This is a genomic window from Jeotgalibacillus proteolyticus, assembly GCF_002926065.1.
GTDB lineage: Bacteria > Bacillota > Bacilli > Bacillales > Jeotgalibacillaceae > Jeotgalibacillus > Jeotgalibacillus proteolyticus.
In genome coordinates, this window is record NZ_PREZ01000001.1 from 446822 (window position 1) to 471984 (window position 25163).

21 protein-coding genes are annotated in these 25163 nt (G+C 39.5%); 6 read left to right on the top strand and 15 right to left on the bottom strand.

The genetic code is table 11. The features are described from left to right. The 3 genes from C4B60_RS02320 to C4B60_RS02330 all read right to left on the bottom strand — a co-directional run bounded on the left by C4B60_RS02320 (position 1) and on the right by C4B60_RS02330 (position 1486). Positions 1–264 carry a phosphocarrier protein HPr gene (locus C4B60_RS02320; protein ID WP_104056331.1) on the bottom strand — a complete coding sequence of 88 codons (264 nt, stop codon included), beginning with the start codon at positions 262–264 and terminating at the stop codon, positions 1–3. 279 nt (positions 265–543) lie between these two features. Then, positions 544–1278 carry an SDR family NAD(P)-dependent oxidoreductase gene (locus tag C4B60_RS02325; RefSeq protein ID WP_104056333.1) on the bottom strand — a complete coding sequence of 245 codons (735 nt, stop codon included), beginning with the start codon at positions 1276–1278 and terminating at the stop codon, positions 544–546. Positions 1279–1291: 13 nt separating this feature from the next. Beyond that, positions 1292–1486, bottom strand: a complete 195-nt coding sequence (locus C4B60_RS02330; RefSeq protein WP_104056335.1) for a hypothetical protein — start codon at positions 1484–1486, stop codon at positions 1292–1294. 209 nt (positions 1487–1695) lie between these two features. Here C4B60_RS02330 and C4B60_RS02335 point away from each other — a divergent pair, with 209 nt between their 5' ends. The 3 genes from C4B60_RS02335 (at position 1696) to C4B60_RS02345 (ending at position 5392) form a co-directional block, all read left to right on the top strand. Next, positions 1696–2298 carry a CPBP family intramembrane glutamic endopeptidase gene (locus C4B60_RS02335; protein WP_104056337.1) on the top strand — a complete coding sequence of 201 codons (603 nt, stop codon included), beginning with the start codon at positions 1696–1698 and terminating at the stop codon, positions 2296–2298. Positions 2299–2365: 67 nt separating this feature from the next. Next, positions 2366–3004: a DcrB/PsbP domain-containing protein gene (locus C4B60_RS02340; protein ID WP_104056340.1), complete on the top strand. Its 639-nt coding sequence runs from the start codon at positions 2366–2368 to the stop codon at positions 3002–3004. A 261-nt stretch (positions 3005–3265) separates the two neighbouring features. Then, on the top strand, positions 3266–5392 hold the full coding sequence (locus C4B60_RS02345; protein WP_104056342.1) for an ATP-dependent Clp protease ATP-binding subunit: 2127 nt from the start codon (positions 3266–3268) through the stop codon (positions 5390–5392). Between the two features lie 43 nt (positions 5393–5435). Here C4B60_RS02345 and C4B60_RS02350 read toward each other — a convergent pair whose 3' ends face one another. From C4B60_RS02350 to C4B60_RS02360, 3 genes are all read right to left on the bottom strand, one after another. Continuing rightward, entirely contained in the window at positions 5436–7133 is a 1698-nt protein-coding gene (locus C4B60_RS02350; RefSeq protein WP_104056344.1) for a M3 family oligoendopeptidase, read from the bottom strand. Positions 7134–7282: 149 nt separating this feature from the next. Next, positions 7283–7732, bottom strand: coding sequence for a MarR family winged helix-turn-helix transcriptional regulator (locus tag C4B60_RS02355; RefSeq protein ID WP_104056347.1), 450 nt, complete (start codon positions 7730–7732; stop codon positions 7283–7285). 418 nt (positions 7733–8150) lie between these two features. Next, a complete protein-coding gene (locus C4B60_RS02360) occupies positions 8151–9323 on the bottom strand; it encodes a pyridoxal phosphate-dependent aminotransferase (protein ID WP_104056349.1) in 1173 nt (390 codons plus the stop codon). 95 nt (positions 9324–9418) lie between these two features. On the opposite strand from C4B60_RS02360, the gene C4B60_RS02365 reads away from it, so the two are divergent. After that, complete coding sequence (locus tag C4B60_RS02365) at positions 9419–10198, top strand: carbon-nitrogen family hydrolase (protein ID WP_104056351.1); 780 nt, start codon at positions 9419–9421, stop codon at positions 10196–10198. A gap of 52 nt (positions 10199–10250) precedes the next feature. On the opposite strand, the gene C4B60_RS02370 is transcribed toward C4B60_RS02365, so the two are convergent. The 3 genes from C4B60_RS02370 to C4B60_RS02380 form a co-directional block, all read right to left on the bottom strand. Further along, positions 10251–10811, bottom strand: coding sequence for a DUF2087 domain-containing protein (locus C4B60_RS02370; RefSeq protein ID WP_104056353.1), 561 nt, complete (start codon positions 10809–10811; stop codon positions 10251–10253). A gap of 112 nt (positions 10812–10923) precedes the next feature. After that, positions 10924–11385 carry a methylated-DNA--[protein]-cysteine S-methyltransferase gene (locus C4B60_RS02375; protein WP_104056355.1) on the bottom strand — a complete coding sequence of 154 codons (462 nt, stop codon included), beginning with the start codon at positions 11383–11385 and terminating at the stop codon, positions 10924–10926. Next, a complete protein-coding gene (locus C4B60_RS02380; protein ID WP_167578553.1) occupies positions 11366–12832 on the bottom strand; it encodes an ATP-binding protein in 1467 nt (488 codons plus the stop codon). The genes C4B60_RS02375 and C4B60_RS02380 overlap by 20 nt, the downstream gene beginning before the upstream one ends. A gap of 130 nt (positions 12833–12962) precedes the next feature. Here C4B60_RS02380 and C4B60_RS02385 point away from each other — a divergent pair, with 130 nt between their 5' ends. Together C4B60_RS02385 and C4B60_RS02390 are read left to right on the top strand one after the other, a co-directional pair. Then, positions 12963–13961: an acyltransferase family protein gene (locus C4B60_RS02385; protein ID WP_104056359.1), complete on the top strand. Its 999-nt coding sequence runs from the start codon at positions 12963–12965 to the stop codon at positions 13959–13961. Positions 13962–14220: 259 nt separating this feature from the next. Continuing rightward, positions 14221–15942 (top strand): B12-binding domain-containing radical SAM protein, encoded by a 1722-nt coding sequence (locus tag C4B60_RS02390; protein WP_104056361.1) that lies wholly within the window; start codon positions 14221–14223, stop codon positions 15940–15942. Positions 15943–15999: 57 nt separating this feature from the next. On the opposite strand, the gene C4B60_RS02395 is transcribed toward C4B60_RS02390, so the two are convergent. From C4B60_RS02395 to C4B60_RS02420, 6 genes are all read right to left on the bottom strand, one after another. Next, on the bottom strand, positions 16000–17349 hold the full coding sequence (locus C4B60_RS02395) for a TrkH family potassium uptake protein (RefSeq protein ID WP_104056364.1): 1350 nt from the start codon (positions 17347–17349) through the stop codon (positions 16000–16002). A gap of 158 nt (positions 17350–17507) precedes the next feature. Beyond that, positions 17508–18845, bottom strand: coding sequence for an anti-sigma factor domain-containing protein (locus tag C4B60_RS02400; protein ID WP_104056365.1), 1338 nt, complete (start codon positions 18843–18845; stop codon positions 17508–17510). Further along, a complete protein-coding gene (gene sigI / locus C4B60_RS02405; protein WP_104056367.1) occupies positions 18817–19590 on the bottom strand; it encodes an RNA polymerase sigma-I factor in 774 nt (257 codons plus the stop codon). Before sigI ends, C4B60_RS02400 begins: the two co-directional genes overlap by 29 nt. 173 nt (positions 19591–19763) lie before the next feature. Then, the gene (locus tag C4B60_RS02410; RefSeq protein WP_104056369.1) at positions 19764–20552 is read right to left on the bottom strand and encodes a TerC family protein; all 789 of its coding nucleotides are present in this window, start codon (positions 20550–20552) and stop codon (positions 19764–19766) included. Positions 20553–20835: 283 nt separating this feature from the next. Beyond that, a complete protein-coding gene (locus tag C4B60_RS02415) occupies positions 20836–21927 on the bottom strand; it encodes an SDR family oxidoreductase (protein ID WP_104056371.1) in 1092 nt (363 codons plus the stop codon). 83 nt (positions 21928–22010) lie between these two features. Then, positions 22011–25103: an efflux RND transporter permease subunit gene (locus tag C4B60_RS02420; protein ID WP_104056373.1), complete on the bottom strand. Its 3093-nt coding sequence runs from the start codon at positions 25101–25103 to the stop codon at positions 22011–22013. Between the last annotated feature and the right edge of the window lie 60 nt (positions 25104–25163).

Below are 25163 nucleotides of genomic sequence, written 5' to 3' on the forward strand. Positions count from 1 at the left end.
TTACGCCAAACCTTCGTTTTTCAAAGTTTCTTCAAGGCTATTAATTGCTTCCTGCTCGTCACTGCCATCAGCATGGATAACGATTTCTGCATCTTTACCTACGCCAAGAGACATAACGCCCATGATTGATTTAAGATTTACTTTTTTGCCTTTGTACTCCAATTGAACATCTGAGTCAAACTTGCTTGCTGTTTGAACTAAAATGGTTGCCGGACGTGCGTGGATTCCTGTTTCTGCTTTTACTGTAAACTGCTTTTGTGCCATGATAAATCTTCTCCTTTTATCTTGTATTTAAACATCACCATATTAAATTAACGAATAAGATACACTCCGTCAATAAAATAATATTGTTTGTTTAATACGATGAATTTTAATTTATCTTTCTAAGATTTAAGAATAGCATGTAAACCCTTGAATCACAACGATTTTGCTATAAGACATGACATGCCGCAGGAAAATTTTGAAGCAATTGTTAAAAATAATTCATTATTTTTCATCATGTCTATTGCTAAATCTGCTTTATTTTAAAACTAATCCTTCAATTTAATGTTTATAAATCATTTTTCTTGTCATCCCGCCATCAATGACCAGGTTTCCTCCTGTAATAAATGAATTCTCCGGATCGGTAAGGAAAAGGCATGCCCGGGCAATGTCCTCAGGCTTTCCTACTCTGTTAGAAAGATGCTGACTATGGTCGACATCTCTTAAATCCTCATAATTTTCTGTTGCAATCCAACCGGGGCTTATTGCATTTACATTAATATTTTTCTCACTTAAGGATACCGCCAGTGCATGGGTTAAGGCATGGATCCCTCCTTTAGAAGCGGAATATGCCTCGGTGTTTTCTTCTGACATAAACGCACGCGTTGAACAGAGGTTGACAATGGCACCTCCATTCATATGCCTGGCTGCTTCTCTGGAGCAGTAAAAAACACTTGAAAGATTGCTGTTTAATATCTCAAGCCAATCACTTTCTGTGACCTCCCAAATAGACTTAAAAGCGGACATCCCCGCATTATTGATTAAGACATCAATTTTGCCGGATTGCTGTATCACCCCTTCAATCAGTTCAGAAACACTTTCAAGCCTCCCTACATCACAGGTTTTTCCAAAGGCGGTATAGCCTTCTTCTTTAAGCCGGTGTACCTGCTCTGAAAGCTCTTTTTCCTCTCTGTCAACCAAATAAACATGGTCGCCTTTAGATAGGAAAGCTTTTGAAATGGAAAGCCCGATACCCATTGCTGCTCCGGTTACAATTACTATTCTTGGTTCATTCAAACTAATCAGCTCCTTAGCTTCTTGGCTTTTCCAGGTATTCGTATGTAACGCCGCCATTACGCTGTGCAATTCCGCGAAAATGCTTAAAATCTTCTGCATTCACTAACTGTTCCCGAAAGGCTAAAAAATCCTCCTTAGCGACCTCCAGCCGGGTAATATCCCCGCTTCTGAGCTTACTTAAAAGGCTCTCAATTTCTTGTGATTCCAAAATAAAAACCTCCTCTAAATATCTATTTATTTACACTATAATCGTTCGTTTTACACGCAACAAGTAAAGTAACTTCTACTATTTAGAGGTACTATGCATTACAATACTATTTACACTATATAATTTTATCTATTTTTGATAGAATGGACCTTATGCTTTCACGTTCTTGAGATTACCTGATGGCTTCAGACTTATAGGAGGTTTCCATTTTGAATAAACAACTTTGGTGGCTGATCACTAGTATGCTGATCATTCAGCTTTTAATGTTCATAACTTTTTTTGATAAAAATATATTCTGGTATTTGTATTCCGGTACTGCTCTAGTGATGATTGCTCTGAGCATTACAAAATCAGGACTTGATGAGCCACTCCCTCAACGCCGTTATTTTCTGGCGGGCATTGTATCCGGAATTGTCTTGTACGGCTTATTCTTTTTAGGCTATCAGCTTCTTTCTATATTACCTGGAAATTTAGACCGGTCAGCGGATTCCCTGTTTAATCAGCTGCATCCGGATAATACGTGGAAATGGCTTTTATTAATTCTCATTATCATACCCGCAGAAGAAATATTTTGGAGAGGGTTTGTTCAAAGAATCCTTCATAAGCATTTTTCTCAAGCAGTGACAATTCTTATAACTGCCCTCCTTGCCGGTTCAGTCTTTTATTATTCAGGAGAATGGATATGGGTTGCAGCAGCATTTTTCGGTTCTGTTTTCTGGGGTATTCTGTATGCATGGAAACGCAGTGTGCCAATGGTCATTCTTTCTCACCTGACATTCGACTTCCTATTTTTCAGTTTCGCTTTTCTGTAATAATGAAACCAACGATGCAGTTAGCCGTCTAATCCAGTAACTAAGCTATTTATATTGGAGGGATTAGATGATAAAACATCACCTGTTTCATATTGCAGCTGTTCTCCTGCTGCTTTGTTTAACCGCCTGCGGAACAGACAATCAAAGCAGCGCTGATAGGGGTTCTGAAAATCAGGAAGAAAACGGGCAACAGGAAGAAACAGAAGATGCCGGGCAGGAAATAGAGGAAGATTCCATAATCAGGCTGCTCGAGCAGTTAGTGCAATTTGAGCTTCACGGTGAAGAAATAGAAAAAACAGCTTTTCTTCAAGAAAGCAGAGAAAATAATTATAGTCTTTATGTAATTGACGGCTTTACCTTTACTGGTTCTGAGCTGGGAACTGATCAGATCGTATATGATCAGGATGCTTCACAGATGATGCAAATACAATCTTACCCTGCTGATACAGCAGAGGAGGAAGAGCTTGACAGCCTGGCTTATTCTTACGCTGAAGCTTCCTCTTCAGAAATACCGGAAGCATGGGAGCCCTCTGAAGAATATTCTTTTCCAGACAATACTGCAGGCTACCAATCGTCCTCTGATTCTGAAGAAACACTTTCTTTTTACTTTGAAAAGAACAATAAAGTAATGGCCATTTCCATAACGATAACAAAAGACTTTGGCTCAACCGATGCATTTCTTAAGATGGCTGAAACAATTGAATAGTATAAAAACTTATAAAGCTTTGCATTAAACGTGCAGAGCTTTTTTTGTTTGGCTGCTTCTCATTCGGGTAAGAAAAGAGAATCTCATAAAATAATGGGTAGTAATAATAAGCAAAATACTTGAAAGTCAAAAAAGGTCAAATTATACTATGTATATAAGGTCAATAATAGTCAAACAAACATATTATTAGACAGTCTGGGACTGATCTTATACAATGACAAAACATTTAATAAATAATAATGATTCTAAGGAGGAGTTACAATGATTTGTGAAAAATGCCAATCGAATCAAGCGAATGTTCAGCTACGTCTACAAATAAATAGTCAACAGCAGGATTTCAACTTGTGCTCCGCCTGCTATAGAGAAGAAAGAGCAAAGCTTCATTCTGCCATGAATGGATCAAGCAAACCGAATAATGAATCACCGCTTGATGATTTTCTTTCTTCATTTAATCAGGGGAAAGCTTCTTCTGCCAATAAATCAGTACGTCCCAAACAGCAGGAAGGGCTTTTAGAACAATACGGCCGCAATATTTCACATCTTTCAAAAGCCGGTCTTATTGATCCGGTAATTGGCCGGGATAAAGAAATTGACCGGATGATTGAAGTATTAAATCGCCGTAATAAAAATAACCCTGTTCTAATCGGGGAGCCTGGAGTCGGTAAAACAGCCGTGGCTGAAGGTTTAGCTACGCGGATTTCTGAAGGTAAAGTACCGGCTAAGCTTAAATCTAAAGAAGTGATCCTTCTTGACGTTGCATCACTCGTTTCTAACACAGGAATACGCGGTCAATTTGAAGAACGGATGAAGCAGCTAATTTCCGAATTACAATCACGTAAAAACGTTATTCTCTTTATAGACGAAATTCATCAGATCGTAGGAGCAGGTTCTGCAGAAGGCTCCATGGATGCAGGTAATATCTTAAAACCGGCACTAGCACGCGGTGAATTGCAGCTTGTAGGCGCAACGACTTTAAAGGAATACCGCAAAATTGAAAAAGACGCAGCACTTGAACGGAGATTCCAACCGATACAGGTAAATGAACCTTCTGTGGAAGAAGCTCAAACTATCTTAAACGGTCTTGCTTCTCATTATGAAAACTTCCATGAGGTCGGATACAGTGATGAAGCACTCCAAGCAGCAGTTACGCTTTCACATCGGTACATTCAGGACCGTTTCCTTCCGGATAAAGCAATTGACCTTTTGGATGAAGCTGGTTCTAAGCTAAATCTGACAATCGATATTGAAGATAAAGATTCCATTAACCTGCGCCTTAAAGAAATTAATAAAGAGAAAAAAGATGCACTTGAAAAAGAAAATTATGAGCTTGCTGCACAGCTTCGTGATGAAGAAGAACAGCTTGAAAAACAGCTGAATAACGAAGAATCATTAGTTAGACCGGTTGTTACCAAAGAAATTATTCAGCAGCTTATTGAACAAAAAACCGGTATTCCAATCGGTAAGCTTGAAGAAGATGAGCAGCTGAAAATGCAGCGTCTTGAGTCAAGCCTGAATGATAGGGTTATCGGACAAAAAGAAGCTGTAAGAAAAGTGGCTAAAGCGGTGCGCCGCAGCAGAGCCGGCCTTAAATCTAAAAACCGCCCTACCGGATCCTTCTTATTTGTTGGACCTACGGGTGTAGGTAAAACAGAGCTTTCAAAAACACTCGCTTCAGAGCTATTTGGATCTAAAGATCATATGATTCGTCTTGATATGAGTGAGTATATGGAAAAACATAGCGTAGCTAAATTAATCGGTTCCCCTCCAGGATACGTTGGACACGATGAAGCCGGTCAGCTGACCGAAAAAGTAAGACGTTCACCTTACAGCATCATCTTGCTTGATGAGATTGAAAAAGCCCATCCTGACGTTCTTCATATGTTCCTTCAAATTATGGAGGACGGCCGTTTAACCGACAGTCAGGGCCGCACGGTTAATTTTAAGGACACCGTGATCATAATGACAAGTAACGCAGGAGTTGGCATGAAAAAACAAGCAGTTGGCTTTGGTTCCAACGAAGCCTTAAATGAAGCCAATCTTCTTGATTCATTGAGCGACTTCTTTAAACCGGAGTTCCTTAACCGTTTTGACAGCATTATTGAATTTTCAGCACTTGCAAAAGAAGACTTGCTGCGTATTGTTGATCTAATGATTAATGAAATGGCCGTTTCTATTTCTGAACAGGAAATGAGCTTAGAGGTTACACATGAGGTAAAAGCGAAGCTCGCTGAATTAGGCTACCACCCTTCCTTTGGTGCACGCCCGCTAAGAAGAGCCATTCAGGAGCATATTGAAGACGGGCTTACCGACTTTATGTTTGATTATCCTGAAATAAAATCGGTAAAAGCTATAGTTGAAAATGACCACATCGTCATTAAAAAAGCATAAAAAGTAAAGAAGGTATTTGTCTTAAGACAAATACCTTCTTTTTTTATAATGAACCATCTTCAACAGAATTAAGCCATTCTTCTATTGAACCGATCACAAATTCAACACATCCATCCTCAAAAGGAGAAATGAGATTTGCTTCTTTTACTAGTTCAGTAAATGACTTTGATCCACCTACTTTACATAGGTGAAGATAATCATCCCAGGCTTTCTGAAAGTCTTCTCTTGAACGCTTCCAAAATTGAAATGCACAGATTTGAGCAAGTGTATAGTCAATATAGTAAAATGGGACTTCATAAATATGACCTTGGCGCTGCCATACTCCCCCCGCTTCCAAATAAGAATGACCACCATATTTTCGGTGTGGAAGATAAATTTCCTCGATCTTTTTCCACGCTGATTTTCTTTCAGCCGGAGTCATTTGAGGATTTTCATAAATCACATGCTGAAATTCATCAACAGCAACCCCATAAGGAAGAAATAAAATGCCGCTGCTTAGGTGTGCGAACTTATATTTTTCTGTCTGTTCTTCGAAAAACTTCTCCATCCATGGCCATGTAAAAAACTCCATACTCATCGAATGAATTTCTGCACCCTCATGTGTCGGCCATAAATATTCGGGGACTTCGATGTGACGACTTGAAAATACCTGAAAGGCATGTCCAGCTTCATGGGTCAACACATCAATATCACCAGAGGTCCCATTAAAATTCGAGAAAATAAAAGGGGACTGATAATCTTCTATAAAGGTACAATAGCCCCCCGCTTCTTTTCCTTTTTTCGCTTCAAGGTCCATAAGCTTTCGGTCAGTCATATAGGAAAAAAACTCATGAGTTTCAGGTGATAATTCTTCATACATTGTTCTACCGTTGTCAATAATCCATTCTGGAGATCCTTTAGGTATAGCATTGCCAGTTAAAAAAGAAAGCGGCTCATCCCAAAACATGAGATCCTCTACTCCAATTCTTTCTGCCTGGCGCTTGCGAAGCTTGGCAGCAAGCGGCACGATAAAATCACGTACCTGGTCCCGGAAGTTCTTTACCATTTTTGCATCGTAATCCAAGCGGTGCATTCTAACGTACCCTAATTCCACGAAATTTTTGTAGCCGAGGGAAACTGCGATTTCATGACGAACCTTCACAAGCTGGTCGTAAAGATTATCAAATTTCTCCTCATGGCCTTTGAAGAAATCATAATTAGCAAAAGTAGCTTTCTTGCGGATATCTCTGTCTGTTGATTCTGAATAGGGATAAAGCTGGGCGAGCGTAAGCTTTTCTCCGTTAAACTCCACTTCAGCTGAAGCAACCAGCTTTGAATATTCAGAGGTCAGCTTGTTTTCTTTTTGAAGCAGCGAAATCACTTCCGGAGAAGATGCTTTAATTGATTTATCAGCAAGTCCAAAAAGCTGTTTTCCCCATTTCTTTTCAAGCTCTGAACGCCATGGAGATTGTAAAAGCGCCTTATAATACTCGTTCACCAGTTCAGTCAACTGAGGCTCTACTTCATCGAAATAATCCCGTTCCTTTTGATAATACTCATCATTGGTATCAATTGAGGCTCTAATATAAGCAAGGTTAAACTGGGTTGATATATGATTTCGAAACTTATTAATTTCGTTAATCGCTTCTGTTTGTTCCTCAACTGTGGCTGCATGTTTAAAGTTATCTAACAGACTATTAAAGCGTTCTTTTTCTTCCTTAAAGATCGGCCGATTATATGTATAGTGCTCAAATGTTTTCATCAATGACTCCCCCTGGTTTGCGTATAATTCCCATCCACTTGTAATTCTCTTCAAAAAGCATATTTCCTCTTTTTTAATTTAATTTACTTTTTCAAAATCATTCCTCAAAAAAAAAGCTGTCCCTAAAATGGGTACAGCGTAAAATATTATTAATAGGAAAGATCTCTTATCGACAAACCGAGTTTCTTTAATAGTTCAATAGCCTGCTTCTGTTCCTCGGAAGTTAATACAGCCATCATGTCATGAAGATTTTTTTCATGGTTAGGAAAAATACTCGCCATGAACTCATTGCCTTTCTCTGTGGTTTCAGCGTAGGTAACTCTTCTGTCGTCCGGAGAGGCAATGCGTTTTATGTATCCTTTTTTCTCAAGCTTATCTACTACGTAAGTGATGCTGCCGCTTGCTAGAAGGATTTTTCCTCCGATTTTCTGAAGCGGCTGCTTGCCCTTATGATAAAGCAATTCAAGTACAGCGAATTCAGTGGGATTCAGCCCCTGCTCCTGAATAAACCGATTACTCATTTCATTCATTGCCTTATAGGCTCTTGAGAGTACGATAAATAATTTTAGTGATTGTTCATGATCCGTGGATTTTGTCATATTACTCAGTCCTTTTTCGTTTTCCTCTACTGAATAGTATAGCGATTGGGATAAAAGGAAGTCAAATACATCTCATATTTTAACAGTTATATATTTTGATTTTCTCCTTTAATTTAAAAGGAGGATATGCTTAACGAAACACTCAGGATTTGTAATTAGTATGCTATGTGTGAATACCATTTTTAATAGCGTGTTGATTTTTATTGCAGGGGCATGCTTTCCGCGGGGCGGGGCTTGAGCTAACTTGCTGCGCAAGTGGATCTCAAGCTCCCGCTTCTTCCCGCAGGAGTCAGCCCCTTCCATTCCAATCAACTTGTAAGGATGAGTTTATTCTTCAAAATTTAAATATTACGGGAAGGTGTGTTTAACGAAACACTTATTTCACTGATTACTTACATGCTTACATAAGAAATTAAATTTAAAACAGATTCAGCTTTTTAATCCGCTGAGCAGCTTCTCTTATTCTCTCTTCTGTTGTAAGCATGCCTACGCGTACATACCCTTCCCCATACTTGCCAAATCCGATCCCGGGAGCCATGACTACATTGGCATGTTCCAAAAGGTAGTCTGAGAAAGAAGTCGATGTAAATCCTTCAGGCACCTTAAACCAGGCAAAAAACGAGCCTTTAGGAGCCTTTACATCCCACCCTATTGCCTGCAGCTCTTCAACCAGCACATTTCTTCTTTTCTCATATGTATCCTTCAGCTCAACCGCAGCATCATATGAAGCAATCAGCGCTTCCTCAGCCGCCTCCTGGATTCCTCCGAACAAACTGACATGCAAATGATCCTGAAGAAGGTCAAGTCCTTCAATAACGGAAGCATTTCCTACAGCAAATCCTATGCGCCACCCTGCCATATTAAATGTTTTTGACAGCGTATAAATTTCAATTCCATTTGCCTTTGCTCGATCAGCTTGAAGAAAGCTTGTTGGCTTAACTCCGTCGAAGCCTATAGAGCCATAGGCGAAATCATGTACAATACAGATATCATATTTATCTGCAAATTCAATCGTTTTCTTAAAGAATGATTCATCAGCCACTCCGCCGGTAGGATTGTTGGGGTAATTTAAAAACATTACCTTTGCTTTTTGTGCCGTTTCCTCCGGGATTTTGCTGTAGTCCGGCAAATAATTGTTTTCCTCAAGGAGTGGCATCATATGCATTTCCGCTTCAGCCAGTGAGACACCAGACCAATAATCGGGATAGCCCGGGTCCGGCACTAACACGATATCCCCCGGATTCGCAAGACACTGCGGGATTTCAACAAGTCCTGCTTTTCCTCCCAGCAGAATGGAAACCTCCGTTTCCGGGTTAATATCGACATCGTATTCTCTTTTGTAAAAGGATGCGACTGCTCTTTTCAGGTAGTCCATCCCTCTAAATGGAGAATATTTGTGATTAACCGGATTTTCAGCTGCTTTTTTCAGTCTTTGTACGATATGATCAGGAGTTGGGAGATCAGGATTTCCCTGTCCAAGATTAATAACGTCGTGTCCTTCTATTACTCTTTCTGTTACTTTTTTAGCAAGCGATGCAAAAAATTGCTCTGGTAATTGAGTTAAACGAACTGATTTTTCAAACTTTTTCATCAAAACACCTACACTTTCCTTTCAAATAGTTGTAACACATGGTATAACGAAAAAAAAAGGTTGTAAAGAATCTTTTAAAACCTGGAGGTAATAATATGAAAATCGGCTTATTGCAAATTGATATTAAATTTGGCGAGCCTATGGCTAATAGAGAATATGTAAAAGATCAGTTTTTAAAGGCGGCTGATGATAGCTATGACCTTATTATTCTACCGGAGCTGTGGAGCACCGGGTATGATCTCACCAGGCTTGATGATATAGGTGATGAAAACGCACAGGAGTCGATCCAGTTTCTCCAGGAGCTTGCCAAAACCTACAATGTTAATATTATTGGAGGTTCTGTTGCTAATAAAAAAGGTGACTCTGTCTATAATACCATGATTGTCGTTGATCGAAACGGGGATCTGGTTCATCAGTACAGCAAGCTTCACCTATTTAAGCTGATGGATGAACATAAATATTTATCCCCTGGGGAGGACAGCCCATCCTTTCTATTGGAGGGAATCCATTTTGGAGGATTCATCTGCTATGATATTCGCTTTCCTGAATGGATCAGAAAGCCGGTTCTTGAAGGAGCTGAAGCAATCGTAGTCGTTGCAGAATGGCCTGAGGCCAGAGTCGATCATTGGCTGACTCTTTTAAAAGCAAGAGCGATAGAAAATCAAAGCTATGTCTTTGCCTGCAACAGAATTGGCGCTGATCCGAATAATGCTTTTGGCGGCAACTCTATCATCATTGATCCATGGGGAGAAACACTTGCTCAGGGCACTACTCAGGAAGAGATGGTTACTGCCACAATTGATATAGCCCGCGTTAAAGAAATACGTTCAAGAATTCCTGTTTTTCAAGACCGTAGAACCTCCTTTTATTCCTAGGAGAAACACAGGCTCCCTTTTGCTTGGCAGGGAGCCTGTTTCATGAAATACGTTAATTTAACCACATCTCCCGAGGATTTAGTTCATAGATCCCCTGATCCCGGTACATAAATTGGTGATTTATGAATTCTCTTCTGATCGTAGCAAAATCTTCATGAAACTGTTTTATAAACTCATTAATTTCTTTTTCCTCATATTTTCTCCCCAGCTCTAATTTTGCAGCAAAATATTCGAGTACGATCAGCTTCTTTTTTCTTTGAGAAGGAATCGTCTTCAACCGCCCATTTTGATCAATAAAATTACCTAATATCTTTTCTTTTTCCTCCACTTCCTCACGCTCCTCCTGCTCTATTAGGGAAAGTATGCTCATTAAATGCTGCTTGACCATCTTTTTATTGAGCTCAAAATAGATAGTATTTTTATTTCTTCTCGATATAATTACGCCGCTTTCTTTAAGCTTTGTTAAGTGGTGTGAAATGGTAGGCGGTGTTAAGCCGAGTTTTCCTGCGATCGCCTGACCGTGGAGGGTGGAGCCCGATAACAGATGAACAATTTTCATCCGTGTTGGATCACCAAGTGCTTTTAAAAAAGCGATTTGTTTTTCCAGCTGCATCTCTTCACTCCTTTTATATTTATCTAATTAGATTTATATCAAATTAGATTAGTTCTGTCAAATCAAAAAAGCCCTGATTAAGAGATTTCCATCTCATTCTCAGGACTAATGTTTACATAAATTGTTTTTCAAGATTTAATAAGATTTCTTTTTTATCAGTTTGAGAGCCTGCATAGCCGGTCATGGAGCCATTTTTCCCTACTACCCTATGACAAGGGATGATGATAGGCAGAGGGTTTCTTCTATTTGCCTGCCCAACAGCTCTAACAGCCCGCACCCGTTTTATGTTTCCTGCGAGTTCCTGATACGACAATGTCGTTCCATAAGGAATGTCTTTTAAAGCAGTCCATACTTCTTTTTGAAAAATTGTTCCTTCATATGCTATTGGCAGATCAAAGGTTTTTCTTTTACCTGAAAAGTATTCATTCAGCTGTCTCTCAGCCTTTACAAGAAGCGGATGGAAATCATTGGTCCAGTTGCCATTGTCTTCTTCAAAGACGATTTTAAGAAGCACTTCCTCATCGGTGATAATGTTAAGATTTCCAAGTGGACTATTAACTGTTTTCTGATACATTTTCTTCACCTTCTTTATTAGGAAAAAGCAAATGGAATGTGGTGCCAAGCCCTTTTTGACTGCTGACCTCTACCCTTCCTCCATGCTCTTCTACTATCTTTAAGCTTACCACTAACCCCAGTCCTGTTCCATTTTCTTTTGTCGTGTAGAAGGGCTGGTTTATTTTTTCAAGCTGTTCTTCAGAAATACCGCAGCCTGAGTCTTTTACAGTAATATGCTGTGCACTTGAATCAGAATGATAGCGTAACGTTATTTTACCGCCATCAGATGTGGCTTCAATCGAGTTTTTAATCAGATTAATAAACACCTGTTTTAACCGATTGGCATCACCAAATAGCCTGGCTCCCTGATCGCAGCATTCAACGGTGAGTTCGATGTCGTATAATGTAGCTTGGGCTTGCATTAGATCTGCCGTTTCTTTTATAATACTTGGCAGGCTGATATATTCTAAAGCGCTTGCTTTTGGTTTTGCAAGCATGAGAAATTCGGTCATAATGGTCTCGATTCGCTGAAGCTCAGACATGATGACGGAAAAGTACATGCTGTGATCTTCTTTCACACTGGATTCAAGCAGCTGAATAAAACCTTTTAAGGCAGTCATTGGGTTGCGTATTTCGTGGGCTATACCTGCAGCAAGCTGCCCGACGATCTTTAAAGTATCGTGCTTATTTAACTGCTCCATCATTTTAACCATTTCAGTAACATCTCGCATGACAGTCAAGGAGTAACCCTCTGCTATATTTGGTTCTGTTACTACTTCATAGAACTGATCCTTAAACTTGCATATAGTTGCCTGCACATGCTCCTGCTTCAAGTAGGGAGATAATTTTTCTTGAAAATCCTTATTCATTGTTAAGGTGCTCTCATTTTCCTTAAAAATGTTAAGATGAACATTTTCAGAAGGTAAATTCATTGACAAAAATTGGCCAGCCTGCTCGTTCATTTTAATGATATTACCAGATGCATCGGATAGCAGAAGGCCATGAAGAGATTTTGTAAAAACCTGTTCGATCATTCCAGTTAAATTTAAAGAATCTTCAAGTAGTTCTTTGAATTCACGGATGATTAACAGAACAACAGAGCCACCTTCAATCAGTACCAGATCACAGGTGCAGCTAAGTCTCTTTTGATCATCTACCTGGAAGATAAAGTGATCGGTCATTTTTTTAACTTTAAGAAGAGATAATAGCTTCCGGTAAAACCCGGCATGGTCTTCTCCCGGCATTAAGTCTGTTATGGATTGGATCATATGTGATGGTGTGTCTATTTGCAGATAATGATTTGCAGTTGAGTTATATAGCAGGATTTTTCCTTTGTCATTAAACAAGATAACTCCTTCGCTCATATTCATTAGAATCTGGAGTGTTACTTCCTCCATTACAAACGGCTGAAGAGTATCTTTTATGGACCAATTTTCCTGAAGCTTTCCAAATTGTTGCAAAGTCATCACCTCAACTTCCATATGTAAGCATTTTTACAGTTAAAACACATTCAAACCCGTTTGCTACAACCAGGTTCGATTCCTGATAAAATGGGTAATAGCTTTGGTAAGATCTAATCAGAAAAGTAGGTGTATTATGTCTAAAAGGGATTATTTCTTTGATAATGCTAAATTCATATTAATATTTTTAGTAGTATTTGGTCATGCAATCCAGCCTTATATTGCTGAAGACCCTTTACTTCTTTCACTTTACAAGACAATTTACTTTTTCCATATGCCTGCTTTTATACTTGTTGCAGGTTATTTTGCCAAGGGTATTCACGAAAAAGGCCACATCCGGAAGTTAGTTAAAAAGCTGATCATACCATATTTGATTTTTCAAACCATTTATACTATTTACTATTATTTCTTGAGGAACGAACAATCCTTGGTGGTCGACCCTTTTAATCCCCAATGGTCTTTGTGGTTTTTAGTAAGTATGTTTTTCTGGAGTCTGCTTTTGATTTTATTCGTGGATGTTTTGAAGTTATCCTGGAAAACAGCCCTGCCACTCAGTATTGCGTTGGGGCTCTTAATCGGATTCGTAAATGATTTTTCGCAAATTTTAAGTATCTCCAGAACATTTGTCTTTTTTCCATTCTTTCTTTTAGGATACTATGCAAAAAGAAATCATATTTATGCATTAAAAAGAAAACCATTTCGGTTAGCAGCCTTTTTTTCTTTAACCGTGGTTTTGCTGTTCATGATGCTCCTACCAAATTGGAGCACACAATGGCTTCTTGGCTCTCATTCCTATGAAAACATTGGAGCGGCAGTTGAGATCAGCCCATTTATTCGAATGACCATTTATGCGATTAATGTTTGGCTTGTCGCTTCGTTTTTCTCCCTTGTGCCAGACAAAAAATATTTTTATACTAAATGGGGTAAAAATACGCTCTATGTTTATCTGCTCCACGGCTTTATTATTCAGCTTTTCAGGGAAAATCTGATAGATATTGTTATTCATCCTTATGTTTCCCTCGTGCTGATAATGGCTGCATCATGGGTATTAACAATCATCCTTTCAACCAACTGGATTACAGCTGTTGCTCAGCCGTTAATTGAGTTAAAAGCAAACCGTTTAAAAAAACTTTGATTAAAAATACCCTCTCGTACAAAACAGTCCAATTCGGGCTGTTTTTCTTTTCCCAATTTTAACATTTAATAAGAAAGAAGGAAACTACTTTTCTAATTTTTACACATTATTCAGAAGAATCCTATCAGGTCTTTAATACGCTTTGCGTGATCTTTATTTTTTCTTAATCGGGACTGTTTCCTGTTTTTTTAATTCAGTTGTGTCTTAAGTATCCCTCATGTAAAATAAAAAAGATAGCCTTAATGAAGGAGTTTTATAAATGAATGTTGTTTTATCAACGCTTAATGCAAAGTTTATTCATACGAACCTAGCTATTCGATGCCTAAAGTCGTATGCTGAACCGGAATTTTCCATTGAACTTAGTGAATATACGATTAAAGATCCCGAAATGAATATTGTTGCTGATTTATTTGCAAAAAAACCTGATATTCTGGGGTTCAGCTGTTATATATGGAATATAGAAGAGACAATAAAAGTCATAGATCTCTTTAAAAAAATTTCACCGGACACAAAAATTATTTTAGGTGGGCCCGAAGTCTCTTATGATGTTCCTTACTGGCTGAATCGTTTAACCAATGTTGACTTTATCGTAGTAGGTGAAGGAGAAGAAACGTTTAAGCAGCTTTTAACAGCTTTATCGGGCCAGCTGCCGATTGAAGAGGTAAACGGGATTGCCTATCAGAATGAGCAAAAACCAGTGATACATCCGCAAACCAACAAGCTGGACTTGCGGACACTGCCCTCCCCTTTCCGCTTTGAAGAAGATAAAAAAAATCTGTCAAAGCGCATCGTATATATTGAAACTAGCAGAGGCTGCCCCTTCCGCTGCCAGTTTTGCCTGTCATCCATTGAAGTAGGCGTTCGTTATTTTGACCGGGAAGCCATAAAAGAAGAAATACGTTACTTGATGGAGAACGGGGCCAAAATAATTAAGTTTGTAGACAGGACCTTCAATATCAGCAGAAGCTATGCAATGGAGATGTTTGAATTTCTCATTTCCGAGCATCTGCCGGGCACCGTTTTTCAGTTTGAAATTACAGCAGATATTATGAGGCCTGAGGTCATTCAATATTTAAATGACCATGCACCAAAAGGGTTATTCAGGTTTGAAATAGGTGTTCAGTCAACGAACGATGAAACGAACGAACTGGTTATGAGAAAACAGAACTGGGAAAAACTAAAACGCACTGTGACCATGGTGAAAAATGGCCAAAAAATCGATCAGCATCTTGACTTAATTGCAGGTCTGCCTCAGGAAGATTACACCTCCTTCCGTAAAACGTTTAATGATGTATTCGAAATGCGTCCGGAAGAGCTTCAGCTTGGGTTCTTAAAAATGCTCAGAGGCACCGGATTACGAATTAATGCAGCGAAACATGATTATATTTACATGGATCATGCTCCGTACGAAATAGTAGGAAACAACCTGCTCTCGTTTGAAGACATAGTCCGTATAAAGCATGTAGAGGATGTGCTTGAAAAATACTGGAACGATCACCGAATGGATCTGACGGTAGATTATTTGACAGAGAAATGTTTCGACACCCCATTTGATTTTTTCCAGGCCTTTGGCACTTATTGGGAGCAGCAGGGCTGGGCAAGAATTGGGCATCAGCTTGAAGACCTGTTCAAGCGGCTTCACTCCTTCCTGATAGCGCATCAGGTGCCGCACCTGGACATTGTAGAGTCCTTAATGAAAAAAGACTATTTACTAAATCAGAAATTTAAGCCAAGAAAACTTTGGTGGGAAACAAAAGATAAGGATACGTATAAAGAAATTTATCAAAAACTGCTTGCTGACCCGTCGATTGCAGGAGCCGGTTTTGCCGAGCTTAATCTGCATCAGAAGGATTTGCATAAGCACACCATTTTAGAAAAAAGCCTCGTGGCAGAAGAGGACGGCAAGTGCTCCCCCTCTTTTCTTATGGCTTATTACAACCCAAAAGACGGAAAGCCGGTATTATTTGAATTCACAGCCTAAAAAAACGCCTGGAGCATAATTGCCTCAGGCGTTTTATATTGGTTTAAGCACACCCTATTAACCGATAATAACTCTTTCTTTCGGATAATGGTATTTAGCTTTTTTATTGTTGCCCCCTATCATGAATAAGAAGGAGATCAGTCCCACTCGTCCGATGAACATCAGCATCATAATAATGAATTTGCTTGGCGTTGAAAGCTCCGGTGTTATACCCATTGACATCCCCGAGGTTCCAAATGCGGAGGTTACTTCAAAAACCACAGCCATTAGATCATGCGAATCAAGCATCATAATCGTAATAATAGACGCCATCGACATGAGTGCAGCCAGGATAATGACCACATAGGAACGGAAAACATCAATTAAATGAATTTCTCTTCCAAACACCTGTATCTGATTATTCCCTTTGGAAAAGTGAATGAGAAATAAGACAGCGATCGCAAGCGTAGTCGTTCTGATCCCGCCTCCGACTGAGCTTGGTGAAGCTCCAATAAACATTAAAAGGCTTAACACAAGCTGGGTGGGTTCTGTAAATGAACTTACATCGAGGGTAACCAAACCTCCTGAGCGGGTTGATGTTGATTGAAACAACGAATAAAATAAAGCCTTGTGCCAGGATACACCTTCAAAGCGGTTGTTAAATTCCATAAGAAAAATCATTAACGTTCCAACTGCCAGCAGTATACCAAAAGTGATGGTTGTAAGCTTCGTAAATAACGAAAAACGGAAAGCACCATCTTTATTTGATAAAAACTGTTTTAATTCAATTAACACAGGAAAACCAATTGCGCCAAGAATAATCAGCAGGATCGTTATGGATTGTACAAAATAGTCATCAGCATAAGGCAGCATAGACTGTCCGGTAATATCAAATCCTCCATTTGTAGTTGCAGATACAGAAGCAAAGACCCCATGCAGCAGCGCTTCACTAAATGTTTCATAAAACTGGGTAAAATAAACTGCAAGAAGCAGGGCTCCCACAGCTTCAATTAAAAGGAGGATTTTGATAATATCAATAATCAGCTTTACAACTCCGGATAAATTATACTGGTTATGGTCGATCATAATGAGCTGTCTTTCTCTAAGTCCTATTTTCTTACCTACGAGAAGCCATACAAAGGTACCAAGCGACATGATTCCAATTCCGCCAAGCTGAAGGATAAGCATAATCATAACGATGCCAAAAGTGGTATAGACCTCAGAGATGCTTATAACCGTTAATCCTGTGACACTTACCGCACTAACAGCCGTAAATAAGGAATCAATGACAGGAATATATTCTTCGTTTTGATGCACTCCAGGGAGCCTTAATAAAATAAATGAAAGGCTGATTGCAATAAAATAATATAGTACAATCAGCTGGGCCGGCTTTAACATCCGAATTCTAAATTTAAATTTTGACCACATAACTATATCCTTTCAAAAACCATAGTCTATTGATATAGCTTAGCCGATTTCCGGGATAAAAGAAATGGCTTTTTTTAGACCTCTGTCAAGCTGCTTTAAGGTCATTTAAAAAAGATTAGCTTTTTCACTAATCTTTTTAAGTATAAATAATTTGCAGTTTACTGATCATCATCATGACCGTTGTTTCCGTTGTTTCGATTGTTGCCGTTATTATCGTTGTTTCCGTTGTTTCCGTTGTTTCCGTTGTTTCCGTTGTTTCCGCTGTTTCCGCTGTTTCCGTTGTTTCCGTTGTTTCCGCTGTTTCCGTTGTTTCCGCTGTTTCCATTGTTACCTCTATCCCCATTGCTTCCGTTACTGCGGTTGTTTCCATTTGATCCATTATTTCCGTCGCTTCCGTTATTACTTTGGGTTTCCAATTTTTCATCCTGGGAATCAGTATGAATATTTTCACTTTTTTGGTCGTGCTTTTGGTCATCTGGTTTAGGTTTATCCTGCTTCGTTGTATCATCCTTTTTATTTTCATATGGTTTTTCCTGCTTAGATTCCACGGGACTTTTTTTGGTGTCTTTCTCAGATTGATTACTCTTTTTTTCTTCGCCAGTTTTGTTTTTCTCTTCCGGTGTGACCGGAGTTGAATCATGTGAGTTTTCTTTTTTTACCGGTTTATTTTCTCGTTGTGCAGGAACAATACTACTTTCATCAGGACTTCCCTCTGTTTTTGTATCTTTTTCTAATTCTGCTTCCGGATCTCTTTCTTTATTCTCAGTCTCACTATTTTCTTCACTTTCCCCTTCTAATTCAGGTTCGGAAGGCTCATTATTATCTTTTATTTCATTTTTCAGATCATGATTATTATTTTTTTGCTCTATGTACCGCCCAAAGGATATTCCTTCATTTACAGCATTTTCATAGTCATCAATCGTTCCGTTCTGAAGTGAGATTTTATCAAGATGCAGATTATTCTTTGCTTTTAATACCCATTTTTTCAGGTCAGCATTAAACGAATCGATATAATCTTTTGATGCATGCTCTGTATAAACCGAGGAGACTATAACCGTTTGCTCTGCAGAATTTAAAAATCCCTTTTCCCTGGTTTCACTAATAATTTGGCTTACTGTATCCTCAAGCGTCTGATTTTCCCAGTCAACATCATCTGCGAGCCCTATGGCATCTTCATTCAGCTCTGTTAACTGAAGAACCTCTCCATCGGGGCCGATTTCAAATTGAAAACTCGGATTTATATCGACAGCCAAATAGGCATAGGTTTGCTTTTCAAAGAAAGGAGTTAGAAGAAAAAATGAAAGCATTAAGACAGCAGCTAAAGCAATGGAGGAAACCCATTTTTTATGGCTTTTGCGTATAGATATATCCCCAGATTTAACTTCTTCCCCAATTTGCACAGGAAAGGAGGGCTTTTGAAGATGAAGAAACTCACCTTCTCTCGTAAGCACCACAATATGCTTTTTTTCAATCTGCATTACTATACCTTTTTTCATAGGTGAACCGCTCCTTCATATACTGCTGAAGACTTTCAAAATCCCCATCTAAAAGTAGAACGATCGCAATGATATATTTACGATTGCGTTCCAATGTTTTTCTGCTCAGCAAAACCTTTTGTTCTATTTCTTTTAATGGCAGACGTTTTTTCTTTTTTAAATAACTGAGCCATTCAGGGTTTTCTGCTACTATATTAGCGACATTTATTGCATTTTCCCTCGCATCTTCATGCTTTGGTGAATGTTTTACAACTTCTTCAAATGAAAGACCGTATTGTTTTAGAAGCGTAGTATAAAATACAATTTCATTCTTTCGTTCAATCGCAAGTTCATTATCCTGATAATTGTGCATTGCTTTAACGGTCTCAATCTTCGATGAATATGAATCTTCATCCTGCACTGCAGGTGAAAAGTGATAAGGATCTGATTGATTGCGCTGGCTTTTTCGAATAAAATCGATTACCTTGCGAGTAATAACCACCTCCGAAAAAGCTAAAAGGGAAGCTCCCTTGCACTCCTCATATTTCATAATAGCTTCATGAAAAGCCAGCAAACCAATGCTGTATTCTTCGTCCTGCTCGTATATGTATCTTTTACAAACAGAGGATACTGTTTTTTTAATAAAAGGCTTATAGGCATTTATGACATCAGTCAAAAGCTGCTCGTTGCCATTTTGAATAGCCAGTACTTTATCTTCCAATGTATTAACACCGGACTTTTTAATAAATTTATATGATAATGGCATCACTAGCCACACCTCAATTCAACTATCTTCATGGTTGAATTGTACATATATTCACTCCGGATTGAAAGGAAGATCTATTATTCTCACAAAGTAATACGCTGCATCCCACATTTATAAGTACGTAGAGGATGAAAAAAACACCCTCTGAATTCAGAAGGTGTCTTCAAGGTAAATTATATTGAAGGATGACCGGATTCCTGGGCTCCCCTTTTTTTCGCAATAATATAGCCTCCTACTGCGATAATAACCAGCACGCTCCAGAAAATTAACTTCCAGGTAGTAGAGTGTGGAAAGTGCGGGTCAATAATCTGAACACCCGGATGCCCAAGTGTCAGAACGGCCAATTTAACGCCTACCCATCCGACAATCAAGAAAGCGGTTGTTTCAAGCAGCGGGTATTTGCCAAGAAGACGGACGAACCAGTGAGCAGCAAATCTCATAATAATTAGTCCGATCAGTCCACCAAGGAAAATGACAATGAATTGCGCTCCGTCAATTCCACCGATTTGAAAAGCTCCAACAGCTGGCAGTGTCAGGGCAAGCGCCACCGCTGCAAGCATTGAATCTATAGCAAATGCAATATCTGCAATTTCCACCTTTAAAACAGTCATCCAAAAGCCTGAACCTTTTACTTCTTCTTCTGCTTTTTCTACGTTCTCCAGCCGGTCCTTAGAAGAGCGTACCTGTTTAACAATATGACTGATTGAGATATACAGCAAATAAAGAGCCCCGAGTGCCTGCACCTGCCACACGTCAATTAAGACAGCAATCAGGAACAGGGAAGCGAATCTGAATATAAATGCACCAAACAATCCGTAAAACAATGCTTTTTTTCGTTGTTCAGGAGGTAAATGTTTAACCATAACCGCCATTACAACTGCATTATCAGCTGCCAATATTCCTTCTAATCCAACAAGAATGAGCAATACCCAGCCATATTCCAATAATAAAGCTGCATCCATTTTATTTCCTCCTTTATTTCATTGTCGCCAATAATCGGGGGGCATTATGCAGAAAAACAAAAAAGACCTCTGCCTAATAAAAGGCAAAGGTCTTGCTAAGCATTTTTATATGCCATTAAGGCCGATGGACAAGTATCCATGTAATGACGACCAGTAATTAGTCACAAGCGTGCGTGACTATAGCTACTCCCCTTTGACTGAACGTCAAAGAAATATTTAATTTCAATTTATTATACCACCACAGTAAAATTTGTACAGTTATTTTTCTTCTTAAATTTCTTCATTAGACGACAGGTGGATGAAGCGCTTTATTCCTTTTATTTTGCTCATAAAAACGCACCATTGGGCCGATTCCGTCCAGAAAATCCGGACATGAAATCTGTGATCCTGCCAGATCCTTTTCTGTATCCGTTTGATCAAAGCGTCCATGCCAATTAAAGTACGTTACCGCCTGCTTTTCCACTTTCAAAAGCTTTCTTGCCTGGGAAAATGAAAGCAGCTTTTCGGCAAAGGATGCGGGAATCGTAAAGACAGGCTTTCTGCCAATCTGAGCAAGCATAACAAACCTGAACAGTTCTCTTGAAGGATAGGGATTAGGATCTGTTATATGATACGTTTTCCCCTCACCTGAATCGGAATGCCCCAGCCAATTTGCCGCTCTGACTACATAATCTGAAGGGACAATATTTAATCTTGCTGAGCTTTTTCCAATGTACGGGATAACAGGGCTCAGCTTTAAATTATCAATAATATTCATCATATAATATGCTCCGTCAAATTTTGAGGTTTCTCCCCCGGTAACGGTTCCTTTTACAATTGACGGCCTGATAATGGTCACAGGAAGCTTGTTTTTCAGACTTTCCACCAGAACTTCAGCTTCATATTTAGTTTCCTCGTAAAAATTATGAAATTCCCTTGGTCTCACCAGCTCATCTGCCTTTAACACCCCTTCCCGTTTTCCGGCTACATAAGCAGTGCTGAAATAAACGTATCTTTTAAGTCCGGTTAACTTCTGAATCCATTCATTCAGATGATAGGTGCCTGTTACGTTTACCTTAAATGCGATTGATCGATCAACAGCCAGGTCATAAATGGCTGCAAGATGCCAAACATATGTAATTTTATCTGTTAAATATGATAAAGTAGGACCGGGCAACCCTAGGTTTTCTTTTGTAATGTCACCTTCAATCATTTGTATGGTTGAATTATTGTGTGCAGCACTTTTCAGTTCTTCCATCTTCTTGCCGGCTTTTGTCACCATGGAAGGCAAAACCAATAAATAAATATGCTTATCCTCGTTATCATTTAGCCATAATTTCAGTAGCTGCTCGCTTAGGAACCCCGGAAATCCTGTAACAAAATACCCCTTTTTCATTTTCTCCCGCCTCTCTTTTTGTTTATTATACTAAAATCTATAAAAGAAGGGTTCAACCATTTTTGGCTGAACCCTTCCTTTATTTATGAGGTTTCTTTTACTGCCTGCTTCTTTTTCCGGTTCATTTTTCTAGTTTCCGGATCTAAAAAGCTGTAAACGATCGGAACAATATAGAGGGTCAGGAAGGTGGAGCTGATTAATCCTCCGATAACTGTAATGGCCATAGGCTGATTAATCTCTGTTCCTTCCCCTATTCCAAGGGCAAGCGGAAGAAGACCGAGTATCGTGGTAAGTGCAGTCATTAATATCGGACGCACTCTGTCTCTAACTGAGGTCACAATTGCTTCATAGCTCTTCATGCCCTCCTGCTTTCGCTGATTTATATAGTCAACCAGCACGATACCGTTATTCACCACAATTCCTGAAAGAACAAGCAGCCCGATAATAGCTGTCACACTGACAGGTGTTTGAGTAACAAATAATGCGACGGCAACCCCTATAATCATCAATGGAACTGTAAACATAATGACAAATGGATATTTGAAGGATTCAAATTGAGCCGCCATGACAAAGTAAACTAATACAATCGCAAGGACCACTGCAAGGAGCATATCGTTCATAGAATCCTCTAATAGCTCCCGGTCTCCTCCAAAGACAATTTCCGTTTCATCTGCAAGATTCAACTCATCAATTGCTGCGTCAACCTCTGCTGAAATGGCTCCTAAGTTTGTCCCTGAGGAATACCCTGCTGTAAAGCCAACCGCTGATTGCTGATCAATACGCTGCAGCGACACAGGCCCTTCTGAAATTTCAATATCAGCAATCTCCTGAAGCTCCACAAATTGGCCGCTCGGTGCTCTTAGCGATAAGGACCTTAATCCATCAAGGGTATTGGCAATCTCCTCTTCATATTGCACGAATACACTGTAAACCTGTGAATCCTCTGAGATGATCTGAGTCGCAAATGCGCCTCTTGTCACATTATTAACAGATTGTGCAATCTGAGCTGGAACAAATCCATATTCCTGAGCACTTTCCCGGTCAATTGTCAGTTGTACTTCTTCAACTGTATCCTCTAAATCGGTTTCAACTTCTGTAATATGATCAACCTTTACCAGAGCATCCTGTATTTCCTCCACAGCCTGCTCCAAGCGGGCTTCATTTGAGTCCCTTACAGAAAAAGACAGGGTTTGTGGAGAGGTGCCGGTTGCTGTTTGCAGGTTTACTGTTACTTCTGCCGTTTCATTAACATCAGCTGCCGCGCGTTCAAGGGCTGGCGTAAGATCCTCAACAAGCTGGAATACAGAAATATCACGATCTCCTAATGGAAGCATTTTTACTGAAATATCAGCTCTGCTGCCATCGGATGAACCATCAAAGGATCCCTGTTGAGTGGCGCCTACCTGACTTACATATACATCAATTGCTTCTTCATTTCTAAGCTCTTCTTCGACTGCATTAACCACTTTTTCAGTTTCTTCAAGTGAAGTTCCATTTTCCGTGGAAACTCGGACACTAAAAAATCCTTCATCTGTAGCAGGTAAAAATTGCGTACCTACCTGCATCACACCAAGCCCTCCTCCAGTTAATAGCAGGAGAGTAAGGAGAAGAGGAACCCATCTTTTCCGCAGTGACCATTTTATGGTCCGCTCAAAGCCCTTTATAAATGACGACTGTTTTCTTTCAGCTTCATTATTTTTAGGCGGCTCTTTTAACATTCTGCTTGCAAGCATCGGCACTACCGTTAAGGCAACCACCAGGGACGCAAACAAACTGAATGAAATGGTCAGAGCAAATTCAGTGAATAAATCTCCTATGAGCCCTTCAATAAATACAACAGGAATAAAAACAGCTACAGTAGTAAGAGTGGAAGCAGTAATAGCGCTTGCCACCTCTTTGGCTCCGTCCCTGGCTGCTTCCTTCGGGTCTTTTTTCATGGACAAATGCCTGAATATATTTTCAAGCACTACGATGGAATTATCGACCAGCATGCCGATTCCAAGCGCTAATGCCCCGAGGGTAAAGATATTTAGGGAGAAATCAGAAAAGAACATTAAAACGAATGTAACGATAACAGAATATGGTATGGCTACACCGATTATAATCGGACTTTTTACGTTTCTCAAAAAGAAAAACAGCACGACCATGGCAAATAATCCACCGACAATTAGAGCATTCCCTATATTTTTAATTGCCAGCTGAATATAGTCGCCCTGATCAAATAGGACATCTGCTGTTATGGATTCATAACGGTCTTCTTCAAGAAGTCGGTCCAGTTCATTTTTAAAAGCAGTGGATACATCGGCTGTATTCGCGTCTGATTCCTGCAGCACACTGATTAAAACGGCCTGCTCGTCATTCGCCCTTGTGATGATATCTGAATCAGGCTCACCGAACGTTACCTCTGCCAAATCGCTTACAACAATATTTTCTCCATCTGCTGGGTTGACCGTAATAGTCAGATTTTCAATATCCTCTACGGTCGTAAGCGTGCTTAATATTCTCGTTGTCAGGCTCTTTCCTTCAGTTTCTACGGTATCACCAGGAAATGAAATATTATTCGCCTGAATGGCATTTAACACGTCTTCCTGCGTAAGACCGTATTCTTCTAATTGTTCCTGATCGAGCTGAATTCTTACTTCCTCCATCAAGGAGTTTGAAATGTCTACACTTGCCACACCTTCCGTTCGCGTCAGCTCCTGCTCAAGTTCCTCAGCGAGCTGGCGTATGTCAGTTGTTTCATCCGAAGACCTTAAACTGAGTTGAATCACGGGGAATTGAGATGGATCAAACTTTAACACGCGGGGTGTATTGGCATCATCAGGCAGATCTACCTGCTGGATAGCCTGCTGAATATTTCCCTCTGCTTCATCTATATCCGTTGCGAATGTAAACTCCAAAAATACCAGGTTTGAGCCTTCCTCTGAGGTTGACTGAACATTTTTTAGTCCGGGCAATAAAGCAACCTGTGATTCTATTGGTTTTGTTACCTTCTCTAAAACCTCTGTAGGACTTGCTCCGGGGTAAGAGGTGACAATAACTGCTACCGGCGGGTTAATATCCGGGATCAGCTTAATAGGGATTCTTGTTAATGATATCGTTCCGAGTAGAATAACTAAAAGCATAGTGACGATAGTAAAAACCGGTCTTCTTATTGAAAATTGACTTAACCTCAACCGTAACGCTCCTCCCGCTGGACTAAAGCAAGGCTTGTCCAACTATAATACTATATCCAT